The sequence below is a fragment of the Myxacorys sp. genome, assembly GCF_059501405.1.
This window is the reverse complement of the sequence record NZ_JCACCM010000087.1, coordinates 130,837-155,448: the sequence shown is the minus strand read 5'-3', so window position 1 is coordinate 155,448 and position 24,612 is coordinate 130,837. Positions and strand designations below refer to the sequence as shown.

Annotated in this window: 23 protein-coding genes and 1 pseudogene; 11 read left to right on the top strand and 13 right to left on the bottom strand. The window is 48.1% G+C overall.

Translation table 11 applies throughout. From position 1 onward, the window contains the following. Window positions 1–206: 206 nt before the first annotated feature. The 7 genes from AC5I6P_RS10005 to AC5I6P_RS09975 form a co-directional block, all read right to left on the bottom strand. Window positions 207–881, bottom strand: coding sequence for a hypothetical protein (locus tag AC5I6P_RS10005; RefSeq protein ID WP_495693603.1), 675 nt, complete (start codon window positions 879–881; stop codon window positions 207–209). 269 nt (window positions 882–1,150) lie between these two features. Continuing rightward, window positions 1,151–2,011: an SDR family oxidoreductase gene (locus tag AC5I6P_RS10000; RefSeq protein ID WP_495693602.1), complete on the bottom strand. Its 861-nt coding sequence runs from the start codon at window positions 2,009–2,011 to the stop codon at window positions 1,151–1,153. Window positions 2,012–2,116: 105 nt separating this feature from the next. Next, window positions 2,117–2,473, bottom strand: coding sequence for a hypothetical protein (locus AC5I6P_RS09995; protein ID WP_495693601.1), 357 nt, complete (start codon window positions 2,471–2,473; stop codon window positions 2,117–2,119). 147 nt (window positions 2,474–2,620) lie between these two features. Continuing rightward, a complete protein-coding gene (locus AC5I6P_RS09990) occupies window positions 2,621–3,151 on the bottom strand; it encodes a DUF2231 domain-containing protein (RefSeq protein WP_495693600.1) in 531 nt (176 codons plus the stop codon). A gap of 35 nt (window positions 3,152–3,186) precedes the next feature. Continuing rightward, window positions 3,187–3,918, bottom strand: a complete 732-nt coding sequence (locus tag AC5I6P_RS09985; RefSeq protein ID WP_495693599.1) for an LmeA family phospholipid-binding protein — start codon at window positions 3,916–3,918, stop codon at window positions 3,187–3,189. A gap of 328 nt (window positions 3,919–4,246) precedes the next feature. Further along, window positions 4,247–4,690 carry a single-stranded DNA-binding protein gene (locus tag AC5I6P_RS09980; protein WP_495693598.1) on the bottom strand — a complete coding sequence of 148 codons (444 nt, stop codon included), beginning with the start codon at window positions 4,688–4,690 and terminating at the stop codon, window positions 4,247–4,249. 105 nt (window positions 4,691–4,795) lie between these two features. Further along, window positions 4,796–7,336, bottom strand: coding sequence for a sugar phosphate nucleotidyltransferase (locus AC5I6P_RS09975; RefSeq protein ID WP_495693597.1), 2,541 nt, complete (start codon window positions 7,334–7,336; stop codon window positions 4,796–4,798). 494 nt (window positions 7,337–7,830) lie between these two features. Here AC5I6P_RS09975 and AC5I6P_RS09970 point away from each other — a divergent pair, with 494 nt between their 5' ends. Genes AC5I6P_RS09970 through AC5I6P_RS09960 form a run of 3 tightly spaced genes read left to right on the top strand, consistent with a single transcriptional unit; the run spans window position 7,831 to window position 9,480 of the window. Beyond that, on the top strand, window positions 7,831–8,007 hold the full coding sequence (locus AC5I6P_RS09970; protein WP_202925177.1) for a hypothetical protein: 177 nt from the start codon (window positions 7,831–7,833) through the stop codon (window positions 8,005–8,007). Between the two features lie 4 nt (window positions 8,008–8,011). After that, window positions 8,012–8,692, top strand: a complete 681-nt coding sequence (locus AC5I6P_RS09965) for a class I SAM-dependent methyltransferase (protein WP_495693596.1) — start codon at window positions 8,012–8,014, stop codon at window positions 8,690–8,692. Further along, window positions 8,689–9,480, top strand: coding sequence for a cobalt-precorrin-6A reductase (locus AC5I6P_RS09960; RefSeq protein WP_495693595.1), 792 nt, complete (start codon window positions 8,689–8,691; stop codon window positions 9,478–9,480). Before AC5I6P_RS09965 ends, AC5I6P_RS09960 begins: the two co-directional genes overlap by 4 nt. Here the strand turns inward: AC5I6P_RS09960 and AC5I6P_RS09955 are convergent. After that, window positions 9,477–9,746 (bottom strand): YciI family protein, encoded by a 270-nt coding sequence (locus tag AC5I6P_RS09955; RefSeq protein WP_495693594.1) that lies wholly within the window; start codon window positions 9,744–9,746, stop codon window positions 9,477–9,479. The two genes, AC5I6P_RS09960 and AC5I6P_RS09955, sit on opposite strands and share 4 nt — an antisense overlap. A 357-nt stretch (window positions 9,747–10,103) precedes the next feature. After that, window positions 10,104–10,367, bottom strand: coding sequence for a hypothetical protein (locus AC5I6P_RS09950; RefSeq protein ID WP_495693593.1), 264 nt, complete (start codon window positions 10,365–10,367; stop codon window positions 10,104–10,106). A 202-nt stretch (window positions 10,368–10,569) separates the two neighbouring features. On the opposite strand from AC5I6P_RS09950, the pseudogene AC5I6P_RS09945 reads away from it, so the two are divergent. Beyond that, a pseudogene (locus tag AC5I6P_RS09945) lies at window positions 10,570–11,151 on the top strand (DUF547 domain-containing protein). On the opposite strand, the gene AC5I6P_RS09940 reads toward AC5I6P_RS09945, so the two are convergent. Together AC5I6P_RS09940 and AC5I6P_RS09935 are read right to left on the bottom strand one after the other, a co-directional pair. Beyond that, entirely contained in the window at window positions 11,133–11,933 is an 801-nt protein-coding gene (locus AC5I6P_RS09940) for a TIGR04283 family arsenosugar biosynthesis glycosyltransferase (protein WP_495693673.1), read from the bottom strand. The pseudogene AC5I6P_RS09945 and the gene AC5I6P_RS09940 sit on opposite strands and share 19 nt — an antisense overlap. 114 nt (window positions 11,934–12,047) lie before the next feature. After that, window positions 12,048–12,509: a rhodanese-like domain-containing protein gene (locus AC5I6P_RS09935; RefSeq protein WP_495693592.1), complete on the bottom strand. Its 462-nt coding sequence runs from the start codon at window positions 12,507–12,509 to the stop codon at window positions 12,048–12,050. A 163-nt stretch (window positions 12,510–12,672) separates the two neighbouring features. Here AC5I6P_RS09935 and AC5I6P_RS09930 point away from each other — a divergent pair, with 163 nt between their 5' ends. The 3 genes from AC5I6P_RS09930 (at window position 12,673) to AC5I6P_RS09920 (ending at window position 18,162) form a co-directional block, all read left to right on the top strand. After that, window positions 12,673–12,960, top strand: a complete 288-nt coding sequence (locus tag AC5I6P_RS09930; RefSeq protein WP_495693591.1) for a fertility inhibition FinO-like protein — start codon at window positions 12,673–12,675, stop codon at window positions 12,958–12,960. A 349-nt stretch (window positions 12,961–13,309) separates the two neighbouring features. Continuing rightward, window positions 13,310–14,758, top strand: coding sequence for an efflux RND transporter periplasmic adaptor subunit (locus AC5I6P_RS09925; RefSeq protein ID WP_495693590.1), 1,449 nt, complete (start codon window positions 13,310–13,312; stop codon window positions 14,756–14,758). 14 nt (window positions 14,759–14,772) lie between these two features. After that, the gene (locus AC5I6P_RS09920; RefSeq protein ID WP_495693589.1) at window positions 14,773–18,162 is read left to right on the top strand and encodes an efflux RND transporter permease subunit; all 3,390 of its coding nucleotides are present in this window, start codon (window positions 14,773–14,775) and stop codon (window positions 18,160–18,162) included. Between the two features lie 175 nt (window positions 18,163–18,337). Here AC5I6P_RS09920 and AC5I6P_RS09915 read toward each other — a convergent pair whose 3' ends face one another. Then, window positions 18,338–19,819, bottom strand: coding sequence for an alpha-amylase (locus tag AC5I6P_RS09915; protein WP_495693588.1), 1,482 nt, complete (start codon window positions 19,817–19,819; stop codon window positions 18,338–18,340). Between the two features lie 287 nt (window positions 19,820–20,106). On the opposite strand from AC5I6P_RS09915, the gene AC5I6P_RS09910 reads away from it, so the two are divergent. The 4 genes from AC5I6P_RS09910 (at window position 20,107) to AC5I6P_RS09895 (ending at window position 23,933) form a co-directional block, all read left to right on the top strand. Beyond that, window positions 20,107–21,342, top strand: a complete 1,236-nt coding sequence (locus tag AC5I6P_RS09910; RefSeq protein ID WP_495693587.1) for an MFS transporter — start codon at window positions 20,107–20,109, stop codon at window positions 21,340–21,342. A 94-nt stretch (window positions 21,343–21,436) separates the two neighbouring features. Next, window positions 21,437–22,183 (top strand): DUF3891 family protein, encoded by a 747-nt coding sequence (locus AC5I6P_RS09905; RefSeq protein WP_495693586.1) that lies wholly within the window; start codon window positions 21,437–21,439, stop codon window positions 22,181–22,183. Further along, on the top strand, window positions 22,180–22,743 hold the full coding sequence (locus AC5I6P_RS09900; RefSeq protein WP_495693585.1) for a GAF domain-containing protein: 564 nt from the start codon (window positions 22,180–22,182) through the stop codon (window positions 22,741–22,743). Before AC5I6P_RS09905 ends, AC5I6P_RS09900 begins: the two co-directional genes overlap by 4 nt. 77 nt (window positions 22,744–22,820) lie before the next feature. Next, window positions 22,821–23,933 carry a hybrid sensor histidine kinase/response regulator gene (locus AC5I6P_RS09895; protein ID WP_495693584.1) on the top strand — a complete coding sequence of 371 codons (1,113 nt, stop codon included), beginning with the start codon at window positions 22,821–22,823 and terminating at the stop codon, window positions 23,931–23,933. Window positions 23,934–24,008: 75 nt separating this feature from the next. Here the strand turns inward: AC5I6P_RS09895 and AC5I6P_RS09890 are convergent, their stop codons facing one another. Next, window positions 24,009–24,605, bottom strand: coding sequence for a sulfite oxidase-like oxidoreductase (locus AC5I6P_RS09890; protein ID WP_495693583.1), 597 nt, complete (start codon window positions 24,603–24,605; stop codon window positions 24,009–24,011). Between the last annotated feature and the right edge of the window lie 7 nt (window positions 24,606–24,612).

Here is a 24,612-nt window from a genome sequence, read left to right as displayed (position 1 = left end):
TGATGAGCGCAAAAAAAAGGTGGCACAGTATTTCGTGCCACCTAGTCACCTTCACCTACAAATTTGGCGTCACCTCATTCTGCTTAACTATTAGCGTTTTCTTCGCCAACGGTTACAGCTTGATCAGCTTCAGAATTTGATTGGCATTATGTATACTACTTTACCGTTTTAGCTCGTAAACGAGCATAAGAAAGATTAAGACTGTGCTAGTTAGATGACTGAACTAATAGATGGGCACAGATGTCATGAGAATCCCATTGCAGTTCTGCAAGCAGTAGTGCACTAAATCCAATCAGAACGCCGGTCACAACGAATTGCCATACTCCGACATAGGGAAGGACTGCAATTCCAGCAAGGTGCATTAGGCCCATCAGGCTGAAGGCGCGCGATCGCATCTTCCAGCTACTGTAGAAATACCCGATCGCGTTCAGCACCAGCCACATTGCACAAAGAGAAGCGAGAACCTGTCCCCAACCCAAGAAAATACTTAAATCTGTGATGACGATACCGAGCGTCATTAGCCGAGCCCAAGCACTCACCACTTGACTGATGGGTTCAACGGTTCGCCAAACGTACGATCGCTCTACCATAACGATCGTGCCTGCTAACGTCAGCACCGACCAGAGAATCGCCTGAGTACTCCAGTCAATCAAGGCAAACTGAGCCGTAAAGAAAATAATCGCAGAAATGATGCCCCACAAGAAGCACGCCTGATCAATGCGTGTGTAAAAGGTTGAAATGATAACAGTGTCGCCTAGCTGCCAATGAATGCGCCGCAGTCCAGGTGAATCTTCGATTTCATAGGCAGATTGCTTTCGTCGTAAAAGGGGAAGGTCGTCACTAAAAAAGTTGTTTCTATTAAAAGGCAGGTCTTGAACCATTTGCTTAACATTACTTAGCAATTATTCTAAGCATACGACACGATCGCTTCGCTGAGGTGCTAAGTAGAGCAAATGTGCCTGAAGGAATTGTTGAGAACCTAACTAAATTGCCTGAAAAATCGCGTTTTTACTTTTTATTTCTACTGTCGCCATTTCTACTGTCGTCGCAAGCCGTATTTCGCCCAATAATACCGATTTCATTCACTGCTAGACGAAAGCACGTAAGTAAGGGCACATTGCGGTGCCCTTACCGACTGCGCCCAATCGCGTTATCCATTTACAACGTTGCCGCCATTAGGATGTAAGATTTGACCCGTCATGTAGCTAGAATCATCAGACGCAAGAAACACATAAGAGGGAGCTACTTCTTCGGGTTGCCCCGCCCGCTGCATAGGCACTTGCTGACCAAAGCTTTTCACTTTGTCTTCGGGGAAAGTTGAAGGAATCAGAGGCGTCCAAATCGGACCTGGCGCGACTCCATTTACACGAATACCCTTCTCGACTAGGGATTGAGAGAGAGACCGAGTAAAAGCAACGATCGCACCCTTTGTTGAAGAATAGTCCAGTAGCGTCGAGCTGCCTTGATACGCAGTAACAGACGTGGTGTTGATGATCTTGCTACCTGGTTGCAAATGAGGCATTGCCGCTTTGGTCATGAAAAACATGCCAAAGATATTGGTGCGGAAGGTACGCTCTAGCTGCTCTGCCGTAATATCTTCAATGTTGTTCTGAGGATGCTGCTCTGCAGCGTTGTTCACAAGAATATCTAGATGCCCAAACTGATCGATGGTTTTCTGAACAGCTTGCTTACAGAACTCTTCGTCACCGACATCACCTGCGATCGCAAGACACTGACGCCCTTCCTGCTCAACGAGTCGAACGGTTTCCTTAGCGTCGTCATGCTCGTTGAGATACACGATCGCTACATCTGCCCCTTCTTTGGCAAAGAAAATAGAAACTGCGCGACCAATTCCGCTATCGCCGCCTGTAATAAGGGCAACGTTATTGAGTAATTTGTTGCTTCCAGCGTACTTAGAATCTGTACTACGTGGCGTTGGATCCATTTCTGATTCCAATCCAGGTCGCTGGTCTTGGTGTTGCTTTGGCTGAAGTTGTTCTGATTGTGTCATTGCTTTTTCCTAGTATCGCTACAACTTTTTTATTCTTGAAATGAGACTATAAAGACGGGCCACATCGTAGATGTTCTACAATATGGCCCGTCCTAAAATCACGCTCTATCGCCAAATCTGATTGCCATTTTCATCAATTCGCGCTTGACGAATCACATCAGAAATCTCTTCTGCATCTTTGACATGGTGGAGGGCTTTCTTCTCCCCATCCGGTTCATCAACCACAAAATATTCCGGTACAACGATGTGGTCACCAGTAATGTCCGGAGCGTCAACTGCGACCTGTTTCGCCTTCTCTTCTACCGATTGACTTGAATCGATGCGATCGCCAGGGTTAGACGCTAGAGTTTCTTTATCCAACTCTCGTTTTTGGTCAAGCTTCTGTTTAGGATCAACCTCTTCAGCCGTCATCGGTTGATTAATACCCGGTTCGTTATAAGCAGGTTTTGCATCTTGATTCATAATTTTTACCCTTTAAACATCAATACGGTAAATGCTAAAAAAAAAGAGGCTTTAAAGCCTCTTTCATATGAAGTAATCTTGAATAGGTCAAAAGCATGAAGATAACCACGCCTACAGCCTACTCATTTTAGCCAATGACTTTGAGAACTACCGTAGCGTCGGCTTGCCGTTAGGGCCGTTACCAATAACAGCAACTTTGTGACGGTAAACGAGTTCTGCACCATACCAGCCAGTCACTCCTATCAGCGTCGCTACAAACAGTGAAATCAGAAGCCCAGTTGGCACAACGCGACCAATCGGATCGTCCCAGCGTAACCAAAGATTCGCAGAGGTTAACGCTAATGCGGCAATATTGCCTACCATGTGTGCCCAGCCTGCACTATGCTCTCGCACCCGACCGATTCTAAGAAAGTCACTCATGCCAGTAGCTGCTGCCACTAGACCTACAATGAGACCCGCTAGAAGCAACCAGAAAGAGGCTCTTGCCCAGAATTCATCGCGTAGAAAGAAATAGGCAGCATCGGTAAATAAAGCTCCCGTGAGAAACGCGATCGGAAACGTCACAATTAAAGGATGCAAGGGATGTTTCACAACATGAACGGTGCTGGGTACACCGCTATCGAGATATTCCGCTTCATCACTTTCAACTAACAAGGGAATGTCGGGAGTCTCAGGCATTTTTTTCTCCTAAAGAGCTTATGCGTCGTTCACCCTTAGGATGAAGGAAACTGCTCAATATGCGCCTCTGACTGAAGAACGAGTTTGCCGGTTTGCACATCTAATTTCTTTAGCCGAAGGGACATGCCTTCAAGCTCAAAGTTTCGCAGATCTAATAATTCGCTGGCTTGCTGTAGCAAGGCATCAGTCAACTCGGGCGATAATTCTTGTCCGTCAGCGTATTGCACATCTCCTAAGACAACTTTCTGACCCGCTTCCCCAATAGTAGGAATGGCGGTGAAAGAAACCTGCTTCTTCTCGTTAGAATTCTGCAAGATCACGTCTGTGCTAAGAGCGACTTTGCCTTCGCCCGGCAATCCAAACTTAAGGCTTCGAGTGTCGACTGTGGCTAGTTCTCCATTCACATGCACATCGAGATTTTGCATCTTAGCTCCCACAAAATCGGAACTAAAAGCGCGATTGATGTCTGACTCTAGTAGGGTCACAATGGTCTCTGCGTCTGTCGGCTGAGTTAACTCAACCTTACCAAAGGCAATACTGAGCGGATTGATCGAAACACTTCCGGTTTCTAGCTCCATTTGCTCAATTCGAAGGTCTTGCTGCATGACCATGCCTTCTCCTTTGACAGAGACCTGATCAACGTTGCCAGACATTGCCTTTAAAGGGTCAGTCTTGATTTCAACTTCTACATCTTCAACTTCGTCAAGCTGGCTCTTAATTCCAATTTCTGCGGCTTTGTTGATCGCCTGCTCACCTAAATCCGGCATACCTGTCCTCTCGTAGTGTCCTATGGCGCTACTTTAGGTCATACCTAGAAGAATTGTATCTGTACGGTGAGAGAGAGGCCCTGCGATCGCGCTCTACCTTTGCGTAGAAAACGTTACTTTGCAGAAGATAGAAGCCCAAAGCCTTTCACTGCAACAATTACGAAGACTAAGACGAGTGGGGAACGACTTGACAAGTTCATCATTTTGCTAGATGAGATCACTGAGGGCTTCGCTGTTGCTCTTATGCATCCGAGCGAGTTTCTGCTCCTTACTACCCGATCTCATGAGTTCATCTCCAATTCTCGCCACAATACAGGATTCCACAGCTTTAGAAGGGAATGTCATCAAGTTCGGGTTGATCGACTGGAGCAGGTGCAGCAGGTGCTTTTGTGGCTTTGGGCTTAGCAGTGGGAGGAGCGCTTGGAGCAGGTGCAGGAGCAGATGCACTGGAAACCGATCCGATTGATGCCCCATCTAAACTGTAGATTTTCTGAATCGTCAACTCTGCCCGCTTCTCCTTAAAGCCTTCAGGACGATCGACCGTGTTCATACCAAGCCGACCTTCAAGAATGACGCGATCGCCTTGGTGATAGTTACCTTGAATCTCTTGCGCCATGTTGCCCCACCCTACCGCTTTTACCGTAGCGGGCGGATCTTCAGGGCGCAGCCCCGCAAATTGCACCTGCATTTCCGTGATCGGGGTTTGGTTGTCGGAGGTGTAGCGCAGTTGGGGTGCTTCAATAATTTCGGCGAGAAGAATGCAGCTATTCATAGAACAATACGGGGATGGGTGAATGGAGTCAAAATCGCAAGCGTTTATTCTACTGCCTATTGCGTAGTTCTATTCTACAAATTTCAGCTCCAAACCCGGAAGAAACTAGTACACTTTTTCTACTCGAATCTCTTCCACACCCTGCTCGTGATAGACAAATTCTTGCACCCGCAGCCGATATTCTCTCAACGTTTCATCCACCCAACCGCGATCGCTACTATTGGCGTAAATGTGAACTATGGGTTCACCTGCATCGGGCAAAATCAAGACCCAACTATCGCGCTGATGATTGAAAATCTTCACTCCATCAATCAATTCCAAATCTTCAGTCGCATGAGTTTCGACCAAGTGTCGCATCAGCGCACCTTTGACCGTCCAAGGACAGCGCACTGAGTAGGCTTTGTGAGAGACACGGGGACACTCAGAGCGAATTTCGGCGAGGGTGCGTTCTTGCAATGTCAGCGTTTCTATCAGCTTGGCAATGCAAAACATGGCATCAAAACCGGGATGCAGCTGCGGAAAGATAAAGCCCATTTCTCCACTACCTCCCAACACCGTGTTGGAGTTGGAGTAGCAGGTTTCCATCAAGGAGGTGGGATTCGCCTTTGTACGGATAACTTTGGCATCGTGGCGACGAGCAATCATTTCGACTGCACTAGAGGCATGAACTGGAACGACAACCGTACCACGCGGATTTGAGGTGAGAATCATATCAACCATGAGTGCCGTCAACGTCTCTCCGCGAATCGGACTGCCCGTTTCATCCACCAGAATTAACTGCTCTCCGTTTGCCGACACTTGAACGCCAAAGGTAGCTTTTAGGGCTTCCACCACATGTCCTAACTGATTCAGCAGACTTTCTCGGTCGGCCATCGTTGGAGCCGTTTGGGTCAAGCTGGCATTCAGCACCACCGCATCACAGCCAAACTTGGCGAGGAGTTGCGGCAACACGGCTCCTGACACAGCGTAGGCATAGTCGATCACAACTTTTGAGCTGCTGTGCTGAACGGCTTTGAGATTGAGATGCTTCTCAAAGCCGCGACTGTAAAGCTCGATCGCGTGAGTCACAGTCGCGACGTTGCCAATTTCTTGAATCGGGGCACGCCGGAAATCTTCCTTAAAAAATGCGCCCTCAATTTTCTTTTCTGCCCCTTTGGATAAATTAATGCCTTTTGGGTTGAAAAATTCGATCAAAATGTGATCAGATTTGTCGGGATGAACGCGGACATGAATGCCGCCCGCAACGCCCAACGTCGGAGCGACAGAACGGGCGACGGGAATGGAAGTCGCTTCTAGATTCTGAACATGGATGCCGACCGACATTAATCCGGCAATCAGCGATCGCGACACCATCCGCGAAATCGTGCGTTGATCCCGCGACACTGATACCTGTGATCTGGGCTTTAAGGTTGAGCCATACGCCGCACCTAACTTGACTGCAAACTCTGGAATCACATCGACGTTTGCCAATCCTGAAACGCCACGTTGCCCAAACAAATTGCGATGCGCCGTGTATCCCCAAATCAGGTTGGTGTTTAAGGTTGCACCTGATTCAACGCTTTTACTGGGCCACACGCGCACTTGGGGACTGATGAGCGCTTCTTCTCCCACACTGGAAAGCGATCCGACGACCGCACCCTCTAGCACATGTGCCCGACGATCAATTCTCGCCCCACGTGCTACGACACAGGCCCGCAGATTGACCTCATCGCCAATCATTGCGCCATTCCAAATGATCGGACGCTTTAGATCGGCGTCTGCTCCGATCGTCACGTTGTCGCCGATCGTAGTTCCGGCATCAATGGTAACTCTTGACCCAATCCGGCAATTATTGCCAATAATGGCGGGCGTTTCGATCTTGGCCGTGGAATCGATAAAAGTGTTTTCGCCCACCCATAATCCGGGAGATCGCTCGGTGTAGACAAAGTTCAAATTCACTTTGCGCAATAATCCGTCATACTGCGCTTCCCGGTAGGCATCTAAATGTCCAACGTCACACCAGTACCCATCTGCAATGTAGCCAAACATAGGTTCGTTTTTCGCAAGCAAAATGGGAAACAAGTCCTTGGAAAAATCAGCTTCTTGATTGGGGGGCAGATACTCCAACACTTCAGGCTCAAGAATGTAAATGCCTGTATTTACGGTGTCCGAGAACACTTCGCTGGTGGACGGTTTTTCTAAGAAGCGGCTAATCCGATAATTTTCATCAGTGATTACGACACCGAATTCGATTGGGTTGGGAACACGCGTGAGAACGATGGTGGCTTTTGATCCTTTGCGCTGGTGAAACTCGATCGCGGCACTGAGATCAAAATCGGTGATGCTATCGCCACTGATGACCAGAAAGGTTCCATCTAGTAATTCAATAATGTTTCTGACACAGCCTGCGGTTCCAAGAGGCTGGTCTTCTTCAACCGCATAGGTTATCTGTACCCCAAAGTCGCTTCCATCCTGGAAGTAATCGCGCATGACATCGGGCAGGTAATGTAGCGTCGCAATCACCTCTCGAATTCGATGTCGTTTTAATAGATTGATAATATGCTCTGCAATGGGGCGATTGAGGATCGGAACCATTGGTTTTGGCAGATCACACGTTAGCGGTCGAAGTCGCGTTCCTGAACCACCTGCCATTAGCACTGCTCGCATATCATCTCCTTGTAGGTGCGCGTTTAACTTATAGAGAGGTAAAGATCTAAAGATCTATAGAGTAAAGAAACAGAGATCAATCAAAGAGAGGTAGAGATTAAGGTGAAGGTCAACAGGTTGGAGGCAAATTCCTGCGGTAGCTTCTCTCACCTGCTCCAATCCGTGGTTTTATGTGACAGGGTTTTAATAGTGTCCTACTAAACTCAAAAGTCTGATATCTGCCAAGAGACAAAACCTGGCGTGTTCTTAACCTTATTTGACCCTGCCTGACGGTATCTAGTCTTGAATCTAACAATTTTTATTAAAAGTTTGATTGGTTTACGGTGTATAACCCTTGATTAGCAACGTGTGATTTGTCATCCTCTACCAGTATGCAAATTAGGATTGCTAAAATTTAAAGAACGTTCTGCGCTAATCGCACATTGAAGAACGTTGTGCGATTAGCGCACAGTGCAAAACAGTGCAAATTCCGAAGGAACCGCGAGGGTTAGAAGATGAACTTTCTTGTTTTTTCATTACTGGTCGTGTATGTGGTGGGTGCGTTCAAGTTCTGGTCGGGCTTTCGACGCACTAATTTTAGTCAAGGAAAGCTGTATTTGACGGCATTGTGGCCCGTTCTGGTGTTGAATAAATCTTACCGTCAGAATTTTACCAAAGCACTGAAGGGCTAAGACGTTGCAACATTCACTAGACTGGCAAACGCAAATTAGTGCGGTTGCCGATCGCTTCAATCGAGAATATCGAGGTGAGTCAGCTGATCTGCCGGATGAGGTTCAGGCGATGCCTATCTTTCGAGAACGGGTGTCAGGGTTGCTGCAAGCAAAGCTCACCTCTCCGTTTTGGCAGCTTGCTCAGCCGCAGAAGAATCAGCATTGTCTCGACATTGGCTGCGGGGTTAGTTTTCTGATTTATGATTGGCGGGACTGGAACGCTTTTTTCTATGGTCAGGAAGTTAGCACCGTGGCTCGTGAGGCATTGAATGCTCGCGCCCCGCAGCTCAACTCAAAGTTGTTCAAAGGCGTCAAACTTGGCGCAGCTCACGATTTGCAGTACGAGGCAAAGCAGTTTGATCTGGCGATCTCGACCGGATTCAGTTGCTATTACCCTCTTGACTATTGGAAGTTAGTATTATCTGAGGTTCGACGAGTCCTCAAACCGGGCGGCGTTTTCGTGTTCGATGTATTGAACCCGGATGCCGAACTTGCCGAAAGTTGGGCAATTTTGGAAACCTATTCCAACGCAGAAGTCTTTCTAGAGCCGCTAGACGAGTGGCGGAAAATGATTGGCTCTGAAGGCGGAAAGATTTTGAAAACGCACTCGGGTGAACTGTTTGAACTCTACAAAGTCTCGTTTTGAAACGGATTTGGCTCATTGGCGGAACTGGGGAAAGCGTGATTTTGGCACAAGCGATCGCTCATGCTCGTCTTCCCTGTATCGTTTCCGTGACAACTCAATCCGCAACCGCACTTTATGACTTTGCTCCAGAAATTCAAGTTCATATTGGTAAACTTGATTCTGAAGAATTATCTAATTTTCTAACGAAATATAATATTGGTGTTGTATTAGATGCTTCTCATCCGTTCGCGGTTGACATCTCAAAGAATGCCATTAGCGCTGTGCATGATTTAGGAGGGGTAAATTCTCAGACCATTGCTTATCTGCGATTTGAACGTCCCGCTTTAGAGAGTGAGAAAACCAGCGATGAAACTACGGTTTGGTTCGTAGACACGGTTGAAAACCTGCTAGAAACGGATTGGCTGCAAGGGCAACGAGTACTACTCACGATCGGGTATCGGTTCTTATCGTTGTTCAAAGCATGGCAGGATAGAGCAACACTGTTCACTCGAATTTTGCCGTCTCCGGTTGCTTTAGAAGCCGCGTTGGAATCAGGATTTAGCAGCGATCGCATCATTGCCCTGCGTCCGCCGATCACGTATGAACTGGAGCGATCGCTCTGGCAACAGTGGCAAATTTCAACCGTTGTCACCAAAGCTTCTGGCACACCGGGCGGCGAAGATATTAAGCGCAAGCTTGCTGGGCAGCTAGGCATCCGGTTGATCATCATTGATCGTCCAATCATTACTTATCCCCAGCAGACAAGCGATGTTGAGCAAGCCTTACAATTCTGTCGGCAATTTCTCTAGAATGCTTGAATCCACTCTTTGACCTCGTACTCTGTCCAAATTCCGTTTTGCCAAAACGGATCAGCCTCAACAAGAGATCGCACTGCCGATTCACTTTCAGCTTCGTAAATACCAAAGACCTTTGTAACATCTTTAGTTGGGCCGATTGTAATCAAAACGCCATCATCTTTCTGTTTGGCTAACCCATCTAAATGCGCTTGGCGATAAGGCTCTCTTTTTTCGAGAACATTCTCACAATAGCTGCCCCACATCACATATTTCGTCATTATTCGTTCTCCCACCAATGCTTATCAATCTGTCAGGACTATCTGTCAGGACTAGATTAAGACAAATAGCGGGGATAATGCTAGTTCTGATCCTTTCTTCCTTGTCAAAACGAGAAAAATTTCGGAGGCGATAAAATAATTTCTCGAATCCGCTCAGAACTGATTCGCAACGAATCAAGGAGTTTTGCAGATCTAAGCGCAAAAGATCGAGGTTAATGTCGTTATTCTTGAATTTCTACGGCAGGCTCAGAATAGTGCTTTGATATGGGTCGATTAAGTCAAGTGTGATGGTAAAGATAGTAAGAAAGCGGCTGAAGCTACTGGCTTCAATGACTAGTTAATCAACCAAAGAACAGATTAGGCAAGAACAAAAGACACTAAGGAATTAACGCCAAGTGCATACTCTAAGTCATCAATGCAGGTGTAATCGCGCCACTCGTCTAAAACAGAAAGGAGCGATCGCACCGCCAAATCGCGTTGAATCAGCTCTACAACAGCTTGCCATGCTTCAGTAGGGGTTGTGAAGTAGCCGAGTTGAATCATGCCGCCTTCATGCCACCAAACTCCAACCCAACCGGGATCTTGCTCGGTAATTTCTACATGCTGTCCAAGGTATTTCATAATTTTTAATCCTTAAAATATGTAGAGAGCTTTTAGTGAGCTTGATGATAAAACTAAATTACTTGAATCTTAGCTAAATCACCTCTACTGAAGGGCAAAGAGAGCGCAAACCTATTCTCCATCTGGAGAGGCAATTTGAATGAGCATTATGATGGAAAGAGCCTAATGGCAGCGCGAACAACCCACTGCGATCGCACAATAGATTTCACAGATTTCTACGTTAGAACTCAAGTCTCAGAGCGTTGACGAACAACTCGCTTTATGGATTAATCTCTACAATGCTTTTACCATTGATAAAATTTTAGAGCGCTATCCAATTCGCTTGATCCAATCCATAATTTTAGGATTGCCAAATTGGTTTACGTTTCTGTGGTTTTTTATGCACCGAAACCATTCTATGTTTGATCAGCAATACAGGCTTGCTCAGATTGAGAACCGAACTCTATGACCATTGCAGGAACCTCGCATTCATTTTGCGATCGCTTGTGCATCAATTGGCTGTCCGCTGTTGCGAAACACGGCATATGAAGCAGAGTATGTGCGCCAGCAACTACAGGAAGATGCTGATCGCTTTATCAATAATCCAAACAAAGTTCGATACGACGCTCAAGAGAATGTGTTGTATTGCAGCAAAATTCTGAAATGGTATCGCAAAGACTTTCTTAGCGTTGCTCCATCGATTCCCCAGTACGTTGGAGCCTATCTCAAACAGTCCTTAACGGCGACAACACCCATTGTCTACTTGGATTATGATTGGAGCTTAAATCAGCGGATATCATCGTAAAACTGCTTGAGATACGTTGCTGAAACTCCAACTCCCCACAAAATTCCAACATACAGATAGATTGCGGTGGCCTTCCAAGTGCCCCAGTAAACAACACGTCGATCAGAACTATGAACAACGCGATTGATTTGTTGAATTCGTCCTTTTTTCGCGAGTTTGAGACACAAATCGCCATCTTCCATGATGGGCAATGCTTCATCAAATCCACCGCATTGCCAGAAATCGGAGCGACGGCAGAACATCACCTGATCTCCGAATAACAAACGCAATCCTTTGAAGAAGTGACGCGGTCGAAATAGCAGAGGAGCATAATAGGTTTTAAGGACATTATGAAGTGAGATTCCCCAGCGCGTTGTTTCTGCTCCAGACATCAATGAGATAAAACCACCACATGCGATCGCAGGATCATTCAACGTTTTCTCAATCACCGCGATCGTATCATCGGGAATTCGGGTGTCAGCATGCAGGAAGCAAAGAATATCCCCAGTTGCGGCTTTTGCGCCGTGATTTAACTGAGCTGAGCGACTCCTACAATTTTCCCCTTCCACTCCTTTAGAAAGGCCGTAACTTAAAACACGACAATCTAAACCAAAGTGTTCAACTGATCGCTTAGCAATCTCAATAGTGTTGTCTGTGCTATTTCCATCTACGATAATAATTTCATAAGCAGGCGGATTCAAGATCGTCAATTGACGAAGAGTACTCTGTAGAGTTGCGGATTCGTTGAAGGTTGGAATAATAATGGAGACGCGAGACATTAGCGGAGCGGGTGCTGCAAGCAGTAGAGTTACGAATTAAACTTGTCTAAATTCTAGAAGTTAATGAATAAACATGCGCTAGTCATTGAGCCATTGAATAGCTTCAGCTACAGCTAGACTGCACTACTAGCGGCATTTCTAAGGGCATTGAGCGCGGTGGTGAGCATTTAACAACTTACCCCACGTATCGTTGTAGGGATGCACAAGCGATGTTAATCGATCCGCTTGATAGACAGGACGTTCTTCATTTGCCCACTGAAAAATGCTGCCTTCCAAGTTGAAAACACAAGCGAACCCTTGCTGCTGAAGCTGCTGGGCAAGCTTGGCACTGCGATAGCCAACAGAGCAATACACAACGATCGGAGCATCTTTTGGAAGCGTTTCTAAAATTGGGTTATGAGATGAGTTTGAATCAATGAATTGTGCTGTCGGAAGATGACTGACAGCAAACTCTGGCGGGGTTCGAGCATCGAGCAAAATCGGCTGAGGTTGAGTCGAGCTTTCGAGCCACTGAGCAAGGTCAGCCGTCTGAATTGGACGAACCGTTGGAAACTGAAGCCGAATAAATTGTTTGATTAGATTGAATAGACTAGTTTGCATCCAAGACAAATCGTTTCTCACAGCAACTTCTATTAAGGTAGCGTTACTTGATGACTGGAAATCAAAACGCGCGATCCTTTGGAGCTTGGTTGAGCCAATCGCGTCAAGGAAACCTCAAAACCTAGTAATATCGCAAGAGATACTCGTTCAGTTCGCAGCGTCGATGGCTTCTATTGCTGGTCAGCTTGATCCCCTCACTATCAAAATTTCAGCATTGCCCCAGGCTCAGGAGATTGAGAATGGGTGGCAAGAATTTACCGTCGATATTGGAAGTGCGATCGTAACGGTCCAAGTCAGACCGCGAATTTGGCGCAACTTAGTCGAGGGATCCCAGCGATACTCGAACTGGATGGCCATCATTATTGGAAAGATGGGCAAACTCACCGATACGGGTTTTATTCTCGAACAACCCGGCATCCAAATTTTTGAATCTAAAACTCCTGAATCTTAAAATTCTTGAATTGCAACTAGATAAGGTGCACATAAGATTCGCTCTGCTCATCTTAAAAGGTCTGCGAAGCGCTAATCGCGATGCCTTCCATAAAGTGCTGTAGAAGGTTCGGTTCATGCTTTGACCCGTTCCATAAAATCACTTTTGAGGAAAAGTTTTCGTTTAATTGAACCTATTTACCTACTCAAGCAGTCCAACAGAAATGGCTGTCGCAACCTCAGATCTTTCTCTGAGATTTCTGATATTTCTCTCGTCCCCTAGACTGATACATTTAGGGTACTAACTGCTTTACAAACATTAACATGCCAGTGTTTGCAGCCTTTATCCCTTCTAGAGTCAGTGAAGAATTATGCCGCCTTCTCCTTTACAGTTAGCGCTACGGAAACCACATCGTTTCACGCACACGGCTCTGATTAGTCAATTGAGTTTTATGGGGCTGCTCTTCCTTGGAACAGGATGCAATCTCATTCCTTCTGGCGACGCTCAGACCCGGCCCAACGCCCAATCTCAGGGAGGCCCCGTGGCGGTTGATGTGGCGATCGCACGCCAATCTTCCTTAGAATCCTCGACTGAATATACGGGCACAACCCGGCCGTATCGAGAGGTTTCGCTGCGATCGCAAGCTGAAGGGCAACTCACGGATTTAAATGTCGATGTAGGCGATCAGGTCACACGAGGGCAGACGCTAGCCCGAATTGATAATCGGTTATCGGCAGCGGCGGTGGCTGAAGCACAGGCAGAGGTAGCCGCAAGAGAATCGGAGGTCGCCAGCCTGCAAGCCGATGTCGATGATGCGCTGACACAGGTGGAGCGATCGCGCTTAGAGTTACAGCAAGCTCGCTCAGATGCGGCTAGACAAGCTCAACTCTTTCGCTCTGGTGCGATTTCTGAGCAACAGGCAGAAACGAGCCAAACCAACGCTAAAACGGCGGAGCAGACGCTTCGTTCTGCCGAACGGCAGGTGCGCAATCGTCAACAAGCAGTCGCGGCGGCACAGCGACGAGTGGTGTCACAGCAAGCGATCGTCGCCCAAGAGCAAGAACGCCAGTCCTACAGCACGCTGACGGCTCCAGTTAATGGCTCAGTGCTAGAGCGGCTGACTGAACCTGGAAACTTAGCGCAACCCGGAAGCGAAATTTTAAAGCTGGGCGACTTTAGCCAAGTGAAGGTTGAGGTGCGCGTGTCGGAGTTAGAGCTTGCAGGCATTCGAGAAGGGCAGCCGGCACAAGTTCGGCTCGATGCGTTGAAGAATCAGACGTTAACTGGAAGAGTATCCCGCATTTCTCCGGCGGCTGATCCGCGATCGCGCCAAATCCCAATTGAAGTCACGATTCCTAATGAGGGTGGGCGCATTGGCAGTGGGTTGCTAGCGCGAGTGAGCTTTAATGTGCGGCAGGCGCAGAACGTCGTGATTCCAGAAGCGGCAGTGCAAAAGCCAGGAAGCAAATCTTCAGGAGCACCGGGAGGGAATTCTAGCGATCGCGGGCGCTCTCAAGTGCAAGGTGCAGGTAATAGCGGCGCTCCTTCGGAACTTGGCGGAGCCAATCGCAACGCCTCACAAGATCAAAAGCAGCCTAGCAGTGCCACCTTGTATGTTGTCAACCGCAACGGAGAGCAATCGACGGTAGCAGCCCGTCAAGTGCAGGTGGGCGATCGCAAGAATGGACAAGTCGAGATTCTGTCGGGTTTGAATCCGGGTGAATCGTTTGTGGTTCGCAGCAGCGGAGAGTTAAAAGAAGGCGAACCCGTCCGACTGAGTTTGATTTCTGAGCAAACTGACGACAACAAGAGAAGCTAAGGTAAGCAATTGCTATGACATCATCTCCTCAGCCGCGTGGATTTAGTATTAGCGGCGTAGCGGTTCGCCAGCATATCGGGACGCTCATGCTATCGCTGGCGATCGTCGTGATCGGCATCTTTTTTCTACTCACGATTCAAGTTGATCTGCTGCCCTCGATCACCTATCCCCGCATTGGGGTGCGGGTTGACGCCCCTGGCATTTCACCAGAAGTGGCGGTTGATGAAGTCACCCGACCTTTAGAAGAAGCGTTAGCAACCACGGAAGGGGTAGTGCAAACCTTCTCGCGCACCCGTGAAGGACAGGTCAGCGTAGACCTGTTTTTTCAGCCAGGAGGAAACATTGATCAAGCCCTCAACGATGCGACGGCAGCCTTCAACCGCGCCCGTGGTCGGCTTCCTGACACAATCGAGGAGCCGACCTTGTTCAAAGTCGATCCGTCTCAATCCCCAGTTTATGAACTGGCGCTAACCTCCGACTCCTTGGAATCGGTTGATCTGCGAGTGTTTGCAGACGAAGAACTGTCGCGGGAACTCGGCGTGGTGGAAGGCGTGGCGGCAGTCGATGTGGCAGGCGGAGTAGAAGAAGAAGTCAGGGTAATTCTTGATCTCGATCGCCTGCAATCGTCGGGCGTGGGATTGAACGATGTGTTGACAGAACTTACCGAGGCGAATCAGGACGTGTCTGGCGGACGAATTATCGGGCGAAACTCCGAGCCGCTAACGCGAGCGATCGGGCGGTTTCAGGAAGCGTCCGAAATCGAGAATCTTTCGTTCACAGTCGGTCAAGCTTCACCATCTGGCACATCGCAATCGTCGTCAGGCAGCAGTTCATCGGGTAATGCATCAGGCAGTTCTTCCACCACGACTACGCCAGCAACCTCATCTAGCCGCGTTTATCTAAGGGACTTTGCCAAGGTTAGCGACGGCACGCAGCAGCAGCGTATTTTTGTATCGCTGAATGGCAAGCCTTCCGTCAAGCTGAGTATTCAGAAACAGCCTGATGCTAACACCATTCAAGTCGTAGAAGGGGTGAAGAAACGGATTGAGGAACTCCGACGCTCAGGGGTTGTTCCCCAAGACATGCAGTTGTTCCCCACGTTAGATGAGTCGGTGTTTATTAGCAACTCGATTTCTAACGTCACCAGTTCCGGTTTGATTGGAGCAGGACTCGCTGCGATCGCAGTGCTGCTGTTTCTCGGCTCGATTCGTCAGACGCTAATCATTGTGTTGTCGATTCCACTTGCCACATTGGTCGCCATTATTTTCATGCGATTGTTTAATCTGTCGCTTAACGTCTTTAGTTTAGGCGGTTTGGCCTTGGGAGTTGGCATCGTCGTGGACAACTCGATTGTGATGCTCGAAACGATTGCCGATGGAGTTGGCATTAAGCTAGGTCAACAGACCAACACAGACCTCAGTTCACAAGAATTGATGGATAAATCGGTTGAGAGCAGTCAATCGGTTGAATCGGCATTACTAGCGTCCACAAGTACAAACTTAGTGGCTGTTCTACCATTTCTGCTTATTGGTGGATTCATCGCACTCCTGTTTAACGAGTTGATTCTAACCATTAGCTTTTCGGTTGCCGCTTCCATTCTCGTTGCTGTAACGATCGTTCCGATGATGGCATCTCGACTCTTAGCCATCCAGTGGTCGAGCCGAGTGGGACAAACCTGGCTAATCGGTGGCTTCAATCGACGCTTTGAAGCGGCAATTGGCAGCTATCGATCGCTGTTAAATAAAGTGTTACACCGCCGCGTATTGGTTGTTGCGCTGACCTTTCTAATTTTGGGTGGCAGTAGCCTCTTTGTCTTGGGTCGCATTCCGCAAGAAATCTTGCCGCGCATCAACACAGGGCAAGCCAATCTGTTTGCTCAGTTTCCGCCCGGAACGCCGATTGAAACCAGCCGTAAAGTTATGACTGAGGTGGATAAACTCCTGATTGAGCAACCGGAGACAGAATATGTCTTCACTACCGTGGGCGGATTTCTATTTGGCAGCAATACGAGCGAAAATGCCTTGCGGAGTTCGAGCAACATTACGCTCAAGCCCAATACTGATGTAGAAAAATTTGTCGAGCGCGTCACTCAATCCTTCAACCAACTCAACTTGGTCGATATCACTTTGCGTCTGAGTCCGGGTCAAGTCCGGGGTTTGATTTTGAGTAACTCTCCAGTACGGGGTGCAGAAGTTGACGTAGTGCTGCAAGGCAATAACGCCGATCAGCTAGAACAAGCCGGACGCCAAGTTTTGGCAGCCTTGAGCCAACAAGCAAAACAAGCGCGATACCGTCCAGATGCCGACCAGCGACAGCCCGAAATTCAGATTCGGCGCGATCGCGAACGAGCAGCAGAACTCGGACTGAACATTCAAGACATTGGGGATACCATTCAAACGGCGCTTGAAGGCTCAGTTCCAACTCAAATTCAACGGGGAAATCGGTTGGTCGATGTACGCGTTGAATTAGATGATTCTGTGATTCAGGATGCTTCTCAACTCGCTGAATTGCCGCTATTTACAGAAGATAGACAACTTATCAGACTCAGTGATGTTACCCAAATCGAAACCGGACAAGCACCGGGAGAAGTCCAGCGAATTAACCAGCGTCAGGTCTACCAGATTGCAGGGACGTTAAATGAGGGCGCAAGTTTGGGAGGAGCGCTCGAAGAAATTGAGCGTGTATTCCAACAGATTCAGCTACCGGAGGGCGTGAGTCGGCTACCCAGTACGGCGGCGCAAAGTAATCAGCAGATTCAGTCTGCACTGCCACTATTAGGAGGGTTAGCTGCGTTTCTCGTATTTGTCGTGATGGCAGTGCAATACAACTCTCTTGTTGATCCGTTAGTCATTATGTTCACAATTCCCTTAGCGTTAGCGGGTGGAATTTGGGGACTGTTCATCACTAATACTGCGATCGGGGCAACGGTGGTTGTAGGGGCTGTGCTACTCGTGGGAATTGTGGTGAACAACGCCATTATCATGGTGGAGTTAGCCAACCAGATTCGAGCAAAGGATGGCGTCGGACGGCGAACCGCCATTCTGCAAGCCGCACCTCTGCGTCTGCGTGCCATTCTCATGACGACCATCACAACCGTTTTGGGGATGTTTCCACTGGCGTTGGGTTTAGGTCAAGGGGGCGAGTTTCTACAGCCGCTCGGCATCGTAGTTTTTGCCGGATTATCGTTGGCAACATTTCTCACGTTGTTTATCATTCCTTGCTTCTATCTATTGCTCCATGAGATGTTTGGTCGGTTAGGTGGAATGGGCAGGAAGGAGAGGAATAAGCGAAGCCTTTATCGCGATCCGCTCACCCCTGAAGGAAATGCAGAAGAGCCGCCCGTTCACGAGCCAGTGGATTCATCCCCGGTTCGGAGTTCGGAAGAGAGCTTGCCCCGAAAATAGAGCGTAGTTCTCGACTTGATAGGAGTTGATACAGAATCGCAAAGCTAGGTTTCATTCTTTGAACCAGGCAGCGATTCTGTTTAGGTTTGTAGAGAATTATTTTAACGAAAATAGAGGCGGTCTGGAAGACTGCCTCTACGAGGAATGCTATTAAAGATCTAGCAATACGTGCGGCTTAAGCAACCTCTACCCACACGGACACGGACCCGCCATCACATCTAAATTCACCCCAGCCTTTATCATTCGTTTGCACTGGCTCTGGAACGTGTTCAGTCAAATCGATGAAGGTTGTGTTTGGCTTACCCACTTCCATCCATTTTTTACCCTCTGCCCCATTGCTCAAGATGACCGCCATCGCTTGAGGATGCTCTTCATCTCCTAGGCATGTCCAGCCAATTGTATTGGGGTGATCAAAGTAATCGTACTGCGCACCGTAGGTATAGCGCTGACGTGCATCCAAGAATTTATCGATCAGCCATTGGTGTGACGGCATGATCACCTTATGTATCTGCCCGTCCTGTCCTTCATCCTCATACTCTGTTCCGTAATAGTCTGGATAGAACACACACGGATAGCCATCTTGACGCAGCAAAATAATGGCATAGGCCAATGGCTTAAACCAGGGTTCGACCACCGACTCCAACGCTTGCAGCGCTTGAGAATCATGATTAGCAACAAATGTAACCGCAAACGCGGGCTGCTTTTTCACCAATGTGCCGTCTAAAATTTGCCGCATATCATAGCGATCGCCCTCCTGACTCGCACTGTGAAAATTAAAGTGAAGCGGCACATCAAAGAGGGCTACTTTACCTTGAGTGTTGTGAATATAAGCTTCTAGAGCTTCAACGCTAAATTCCCAGTACTCAGCAACCGCGAACAGCGGCTCTCCAACCACCTGATTCATTGCCTCTAGCCAATCTGGGAAAAACCAGGCAGAAATATGTTTCGCTGCATCAATCCGAAACCCATCTACATTCGTTGTTTCAACATACCACTTGCCCCATTCGACTAGCTGATCGCGGACGGACTCTTCTCCAAAATCTAAGTCGCAGCCCATCAAATAGTCAAAATTACCCTTCTCAAGCGCGACATAATCATCAAACGATTTTCCTTCAAACACGAAGATAGTAGAGTCGTCGTCTGGGTTGTTCGCGTTGTAGTCCACCGCGTCGAAATGCCACCAGTGCCACTCGAAGGAGGAGTACTTGCCTTGACGAGCCGGGAAGTTGAAGTGCGTGTAGGCTTCGATCTCGTGTAGCTCTCCTTTCGGATTGAGACGATTATCACGGGGGTAAGGAATCGCTTTTACAGCTTCGACTTGATCGCCGCCCATCATATGGTTTAGAACAATATCTGCATAGGCACGAATGCCATTCGCTTTGAGGGCTTTAAGAGCATCTAAATACTGCTCGCGAGTGCCGTATTTAGTCCGAATCGATCCCTTCTGGTCAAATTCGCCCAAGTCATAGAGGTCATAAACACCATAGCCAACCTCACTTTTTCCACCCACACCTTTGTAGGCAGGGGGCATCCACAGAGATGTAAATCCTTTCTCTGCCAACGTTTGCGCCTCGTCTTTGAGCCTATCCCAATGCTTCCCATCATCGGGAAGATACCAATGGAAGTACTGCATCATCGCGCCTTTCTGATATGACACGTTATTTTCTCCGGATAGGGTTATTGAAGATTAGAACTCTTTCTGACACGCAAATCAGAATTTACATTAGATGCTTGTTCGAGTTGCGGCACAAAGCTAAGGTTGGGCAGACGATTAATGTCATATTACTTAACGTAATATTGCTTAATACTCTATCAGGAAAGTATTTGCAGTTGCTATCACTCACGGGATAGATAAAACCTAAACTTTGATGACACACTGAGGGCTCACAGCCACAGGAATCAGGATACACCAATCCTGATTTTGAGCTTTTAAGGCTAAACAATATGGTCAAACAATGGTTGCAGCGCTTTACGGCTTGGATCAGTCAGTCGCCCACTCCTCGTGATGCCCGCCGCTCTCAGCACCCAGCTTGGATTGGGATTGCTCTCTCCCTCTATGCGTTCATTGCGATCGGTGTGGCAGAAGGAGGATTAGGCGTGCTGCTGCCGTCCATTGTGACGACCTACAATCTCACTCCGGCAACAGTCACTTTCCTATTCGTTAGCCAGATTGGGGGATACGTCACTGCTGCGATCGCTAGTAGTCTGCTTAGCGCTCGTATCGGACTTGCCCGAATGCTGTTACTCGCTGGCGTCCTTCTAAGCAGCGCAGTGCTGATTTACGCTCTATCTCCGTTTTGGTGGCTGATGGTTATCACAGGAGTAGCGCTAGGATTGGGCATTGGGCTCATTGACGCTGGAATTAATACCTATATTGTGAGCGATTCGCAGAATGCTAATTTGATCGGCATTCTGCACGGATTTTATGGCATTGGAGCATTGTTAGGGCCTGCGATCGCAACGACTCTATTAGCCTTGGGATTCGATTGGCGATTAGTTTATTTAGTCATTGCCGCTATTGTTGGCATATTTGTGCTGGCTGTGTTGTGGATTGTATTATCCAACTATCGCCCTATGAGTATTCGCACACTCAATTCCCATGACAGCAATTCCTCTAATTTACGGTTGGCGTTACGAATTCCAGCCGTATTGCTCACTGGATTGCTTTTACTCGTGTATGTGGGAACAGAAAGCGCAGTTGGCAATTGGGCATATACGGTTGAAGCGGTCAGCCGGGGAACGTCTACGCTAATTGCTGGATACAGTGTCAGTGCTTATTGGTTGGGCTTAACGTTAGGGCGGTTCAGCTTGGGCTACTTTCTGGCAAAGCTAGGGGCGAGTCGTACCATTAATCTCTCACTCTTGGTTCTGACAATTGGGTTACTCCTTTGGTGGTTAGTGCCCGGCCAATGGCTCAGCCTGCCCTTGATTGGGTTTGCGCTAGCGCCAATTTTTCCAGCCACCATTTGGCTAATGCCGCAGCGAGTGCCGAGTGTATTAGTTCCAGCAACGATCGGATTTGTAACGAGTGTGGCGAGCTTGGGCGCAGCGACGATTCCGACGGCGTTAGGATGGATTGCGGCCTCAATCGGCTTAACCAGCATTCCTGTCGTACTGGTTGGACTTGCGATCGCGCTCCTGCTGATCCAACATCAACTAACGCGATTGCATCGTGCCTAACCCGGTCTATCGATCGCAGGGTAGATTTAAGTCTTCTGTTAATATCAATACACTTTGAAGAAGTGTTAACTTTTGGGTTTCTAATTTTACTTCTATGATCGTACATCCAACTCAAACGGGGTGGCAGGTGATTTACCATCGTGCCCATGCTCTGCTGGCTGCCCAAATTGCAGGTCAATGGCGCAGAAAAGAGGCCCCTCCAAGACTGTATGAGACGCTTGCGGCAATTTCGCACCACGATGATTTAGAAAGAGAGTGGGAAGAAAACAACCTTACAAAAGCTGGTGCGCCGATGGACTTTACTCAAGATCAGGAAACGTCGTTTCCTCGATTGAGAAAGCACTTGCAAGATTCACTCTATCGTGGTCGATGGGTTGCTCTCCTAACGTCGATGCACATGTCCCGGTTGCTGGAATCGCAGCGCGGAACCTCGAAAGAAGCTGATGAATTCTTAGATGACCAGATCGAAGATCAGAAGCGGTGGTGTCAAGAGCTAGGGATTTCCAAAGAGGATGCTTCTAGCGCCTATGACTTTTTGCAGTGGTGCGATCGCTGCTCTCTCATTCTCTGTCAAGCTCAGCTTCCAGAGGACGAACGCGCCCTTGAAGTGAGCAAAGCCCACGACGGCAAACGCTACGACATTCGGCAGTTTAGCGATGGAACCGTGACGATCGAACCGTGGTGTTTTGAGAACGATCGTTTTACCGTCAATGTCGAGGTTTCTAATCTCAACCAGATTAAGTTTGAGAATAATGCCAGTCTCACCGCTGCCCTCAAAGAAGCACAGCGCCAATTAGTAGAGTGGACATTTGTTAAGAGCAAAAATAATAGCAAGAAATGATAAATACGATTCAATTACCGAGCCAGATTGCTGAAGTTTTGGCGAGTGAGCGATCGCCAGAAGAGCGCTTTTCTGACCTGATGGGCGCGATCGCAGAATTTTTGCAGTGCGATCGCTGCTTTTTGTATCTGCGACAGCCCCAAACGCGCCTGGGTAGAGTACCCTTTTGTTGGGTTCGCTCGTCTGATGTTCCCACAGTTTATGATGAGGAATGGAAGCCCGAACCACCTTCGTTACCTGATGAAGATCCGATGTTTGCTGCTGCTCTAAGAACCGAACCATCTCTGTTTATTGAGGACGTTGAAACCGCCAGTTCTGATCAATTAAATCGACAGTTTGAGCAAGAAAATTTTGGTCATCGTGCCCTGATTCATGCTCACCTCTGCCAAGATCAGCAACTTTGGGGCGTACTGCAACCTTGCCTAATGGCGCGATCGCGCCGCTGGACGGAAACAGAACGCCAAATCATAAATCAAATTGTGCAGCATATTACACCGATTGCTGTGGAGTACGTCAACTCCTACACGATAGAAAAATCAAAAGATCACTCGCAGGAATGAGGTTAGATCTAACGAAAGTAGTGTTTATTACACTATGAACCCATATTATAAGCCCATGCCCTCTTCATTAGAGGCGCATGAATTATAGACCTCTTACCCAAACTCGTAACGTGGATCGAATTCTCGTTGTAGACGACACACCCGACAATTGTCTGCTGATCCAAGCGATTCTCCAAGATGAAGGCTACGAAGTCGAACTTGCAGAAAGCGGCAGAGAAGCACTAGATAAAATCGATCAGGCTCCGCCTGATTTGGTACTGCTCGATGTCATGATGCCTGGCATGGATGGCTATGAGGTGACTCGTCGAATTCGCGACAACATCAAGCTACCGTTTATGCCGATTCTGCTCACGACGGCTTACGATCAGCCAAGCGTGGCGCAGGGTCTAGATACGGGAGCAGATGATTTCATCCGTAAGCCTGTTCACTTTGATGAGCTTTTGGCGCGAGTCCGGGCCTTGCTGCGCCTAAAACATAGCGTCGATGAGCGGGATCAGATTGCCCGTCAGCGAGAAGATTTTGTCTCTCGCCTCACCCACGATTTACGCACCCCGCTTGTTGCTGCCGATCGCATGTTAGATCTGCTGGCACAAGGCGTGATGGGAGAGCTATCCAATGATGTGCAAGAAGCAATCTCGATCATGGTTCGCAGCAATCAAAACTTGCTGACCATGGTGAACATGCTGCTTGAGGTCTATCGCTACGAAGCAGGACGCAAAACTCTTACTTTCTCACCTGTTAACTTGTTAGATCTAACCCAAGAGGTGATTGAGGAATTGTCGCCGCTGGCGATCGACAAACAGCTAGAACTCCTATTTGAATCGGGTAATCCTAGCGAAGACTATTCGATTAAGGGCGATCGCATCGAATTGCGGCGCGTTCTGACCAACCTGATCGGAAACGCCATCAAATTTACAGATCAAGGTTCGGTAACGGTACGCTTATCTAAAACCCATATGTCTTCAACGGCAGCCGTTAAGCTTGAAGTAATCGATACGGGTCCTGGCATTCCCTTAGAAGAACAAAGCACACTGTTTGAGAGCTTTAATTCAGGTAAACACAAGCGATCGGGAAGCGGTCTTGGACTGCATCTGTCGCGCCGAATTGCTCAAGCTCACAACGGCACGATCAGCGTCCGCTCTGGTGCCGGTGAGGGAAGTACTTTTACAGTTCTCCTGCCCATTCACTAACCACGTAACTTCTGTTTACAAAAAGGCTATCTACAAAAAAGGTCGGGGTGTCATCACCTCGACCTTTCTGCATGATTACCGACCGCTATACCGTTCTTCTTTCCAGGGATCTCCGCGATGGTGATAGCCATTTCGCTCCCAAAAGCCTAGCTCTTCTTTAGACAGAAACTCTAAGCCGTTAATCCACTTGGCGCTTTTCCAAGCGTAGAGATGAGGAACAACGAGCCGAAGCGGCCCTCCGTGATCTGGCGGAAGCGGTTCACCAAACACTGTGTGAGCAAAGAAATTCTCCTCACGCAAAAAATCGTCCATTGAAATATTGGTGGTGTAGTCCCCGTAGCAGTGTTCCATGATGTGAACAGCGGCGGGATCAACCTCGACGTGCTTCATAAAATCAACGACTTTCACACCTGTCCACTGCACGTCTAGCTTTGACCAAGTGGTAACACAGTGAAAATCAGCCGTAAAATCAGTCTGAGGCATTGCCATCAACTCTGCCCAGCTAAAGGTAGTTTCCTTTGCCAAGCCCCAGACTCTAAACTGCCAGGTGTCTCGGTCAACGTGGGGAGTTCCGCCATAGGTCAGCACTGGGAAGCCATTGGTCAAATGTTGACCTTTGGGGACACGATCGCCGTACTCCGATCCTGGCTTTGTAAAAAACTTTCCCGCCATGCCTTTG

Bases quoted from the DNA above. Each gene is read 5' to 3' on its own strand.
- AC5I6P_RS09910 (WP_495693587.1), top strand. From the start codon at position 20,107: ATGGTCAAACAATGGTTGCAGCGCTTTACGGCTTGGATCAGTCAGTCG.
- AC5I6P_RS09890 (WP_495693583.1), bottom strand. From the start codon at position 24,605: ATGGCGGGAAAGTTTTTTACAAAGCCAGGATCGGAGTACGGCGATCGT.
- AC5I6P_RS09975 (WP_495693597.1), bottom strand. From the start codon at position 7,336: ATGCGAGCAGTGCTAATGGCAGGTGGTTCAGGAACGCGACTTCGACCG.
- AC5I6P_RS09970 (WP_202925177.1), top strand. From the start codon at position 7,831: ATGAACTTTCTTGTTTTTTCATTACTGGTCGTGTATGTGGTGGGTGCG.
- AC5I6P_RS09930 (WP_495693591.1), top strand. From the start codon at position 12,673: ATGGCTTCTATTGCTGGTCAGCTTGATCCCCTCACTATCAAAATTTCA.
- AC5I6P_RS10005 (WP_495693603.1), bottom strand. From the start codon at position 881: ATGGTTCAAGACCTGCCTTTTAATAGAAACAACTTTTTTAGTGACGAC.
- AC5I6P_RS09980 (WP_495693598.1), bottom strand. From the start codon at position 4,690: ATGAATAGCTGCATTCTTCTCGCCGAAATTATTGAAGCACCCCAACTG.
- AC5I6P_RS09935 (WP_495693592.1), bottom strand. From the start codon at position 12,509: ATGCAAACTAGTCTATTCAATCTAATCAAACAATTTATTCGGCTTCAG.
- AC5I6P_RS09905 (WP_495693586.1), top strand. From the start codon at position 21,437: ATGATCGTACATCCAACTCAAACGGGGTGGCAGGTGATTTACCATCGT.
- AC5I6P_RS09925 (WP_495693590.1), top strand. From the start codon at position 13,310: ATGCCGCCTTCTCCTTTACAGTTAGCGCTACGGAAACCACATCGTTTC.
- AC5I6P_RS09895 (WP_495693584.1), top strand. From the start codon at position 22,821: ATGAATTATAGACCTCTTACCCAAACTCGTAACGTGGATCGAATTCTC.
- AC5I6P_RS09920 (WP_495693589.1), top strand. From the start codon at position 14,773: ATGACATCATCTCCTCAGCCGCGTGGATTTAGTATTAGCGGCGTAGCG.
- AC5I6P_RS09990 (WP_495693600.1), bottom strand. From the start codon at position 3,151: ATGCCTGAGACTCCCGACATTCCCTTGTTAGTTGAAAGTGATGAAGCG.
- AC5I6P_RS09995 (WP_495693601.1), bottom strand. From the start codon at position 2,473: ATGAATCAAGATGCAAAACCTGCTTATAACGAACCGGGTATTAATCAA.
- AC5I6P_RS10000 (WP_495693602.1), bottom strand. From the start codon at position 2,011: ATGACACAATCAGAACAACTTCAGCCAAAGCAACACCAAGACCAGCGA.
- AC5I6P_RS09950 (WP_495693593.1), bottom strand. From the start codon at position 10,367: ATGAAATACCTTGGACAGCATGTAGAAATTACCGAGCAAGATCCCGGT.
- AC5I6P_RS09900 (WP_495693585.1), top strand. From the start codon at position 22,180: ATGATAAATACGATTCAATTACCGAGCCAGATTGCTGAAGTTTTGGCG.
- AC5I6P_RS09955 (WP_495693594.1), bottom strand. From the start codon at position 9,746: ATGACGAAATATGTGATGTGGGGCAGCTATTGTGAGAATGTTCTCGAA.
- AC5I6P_RS09985 (WP_495693599.1), bottom strand. From the start codon at position 3,918: ATGCCGGATTTAGGTGAGCAGGCGATCAACAAAGCCGCAGAAATTGGA.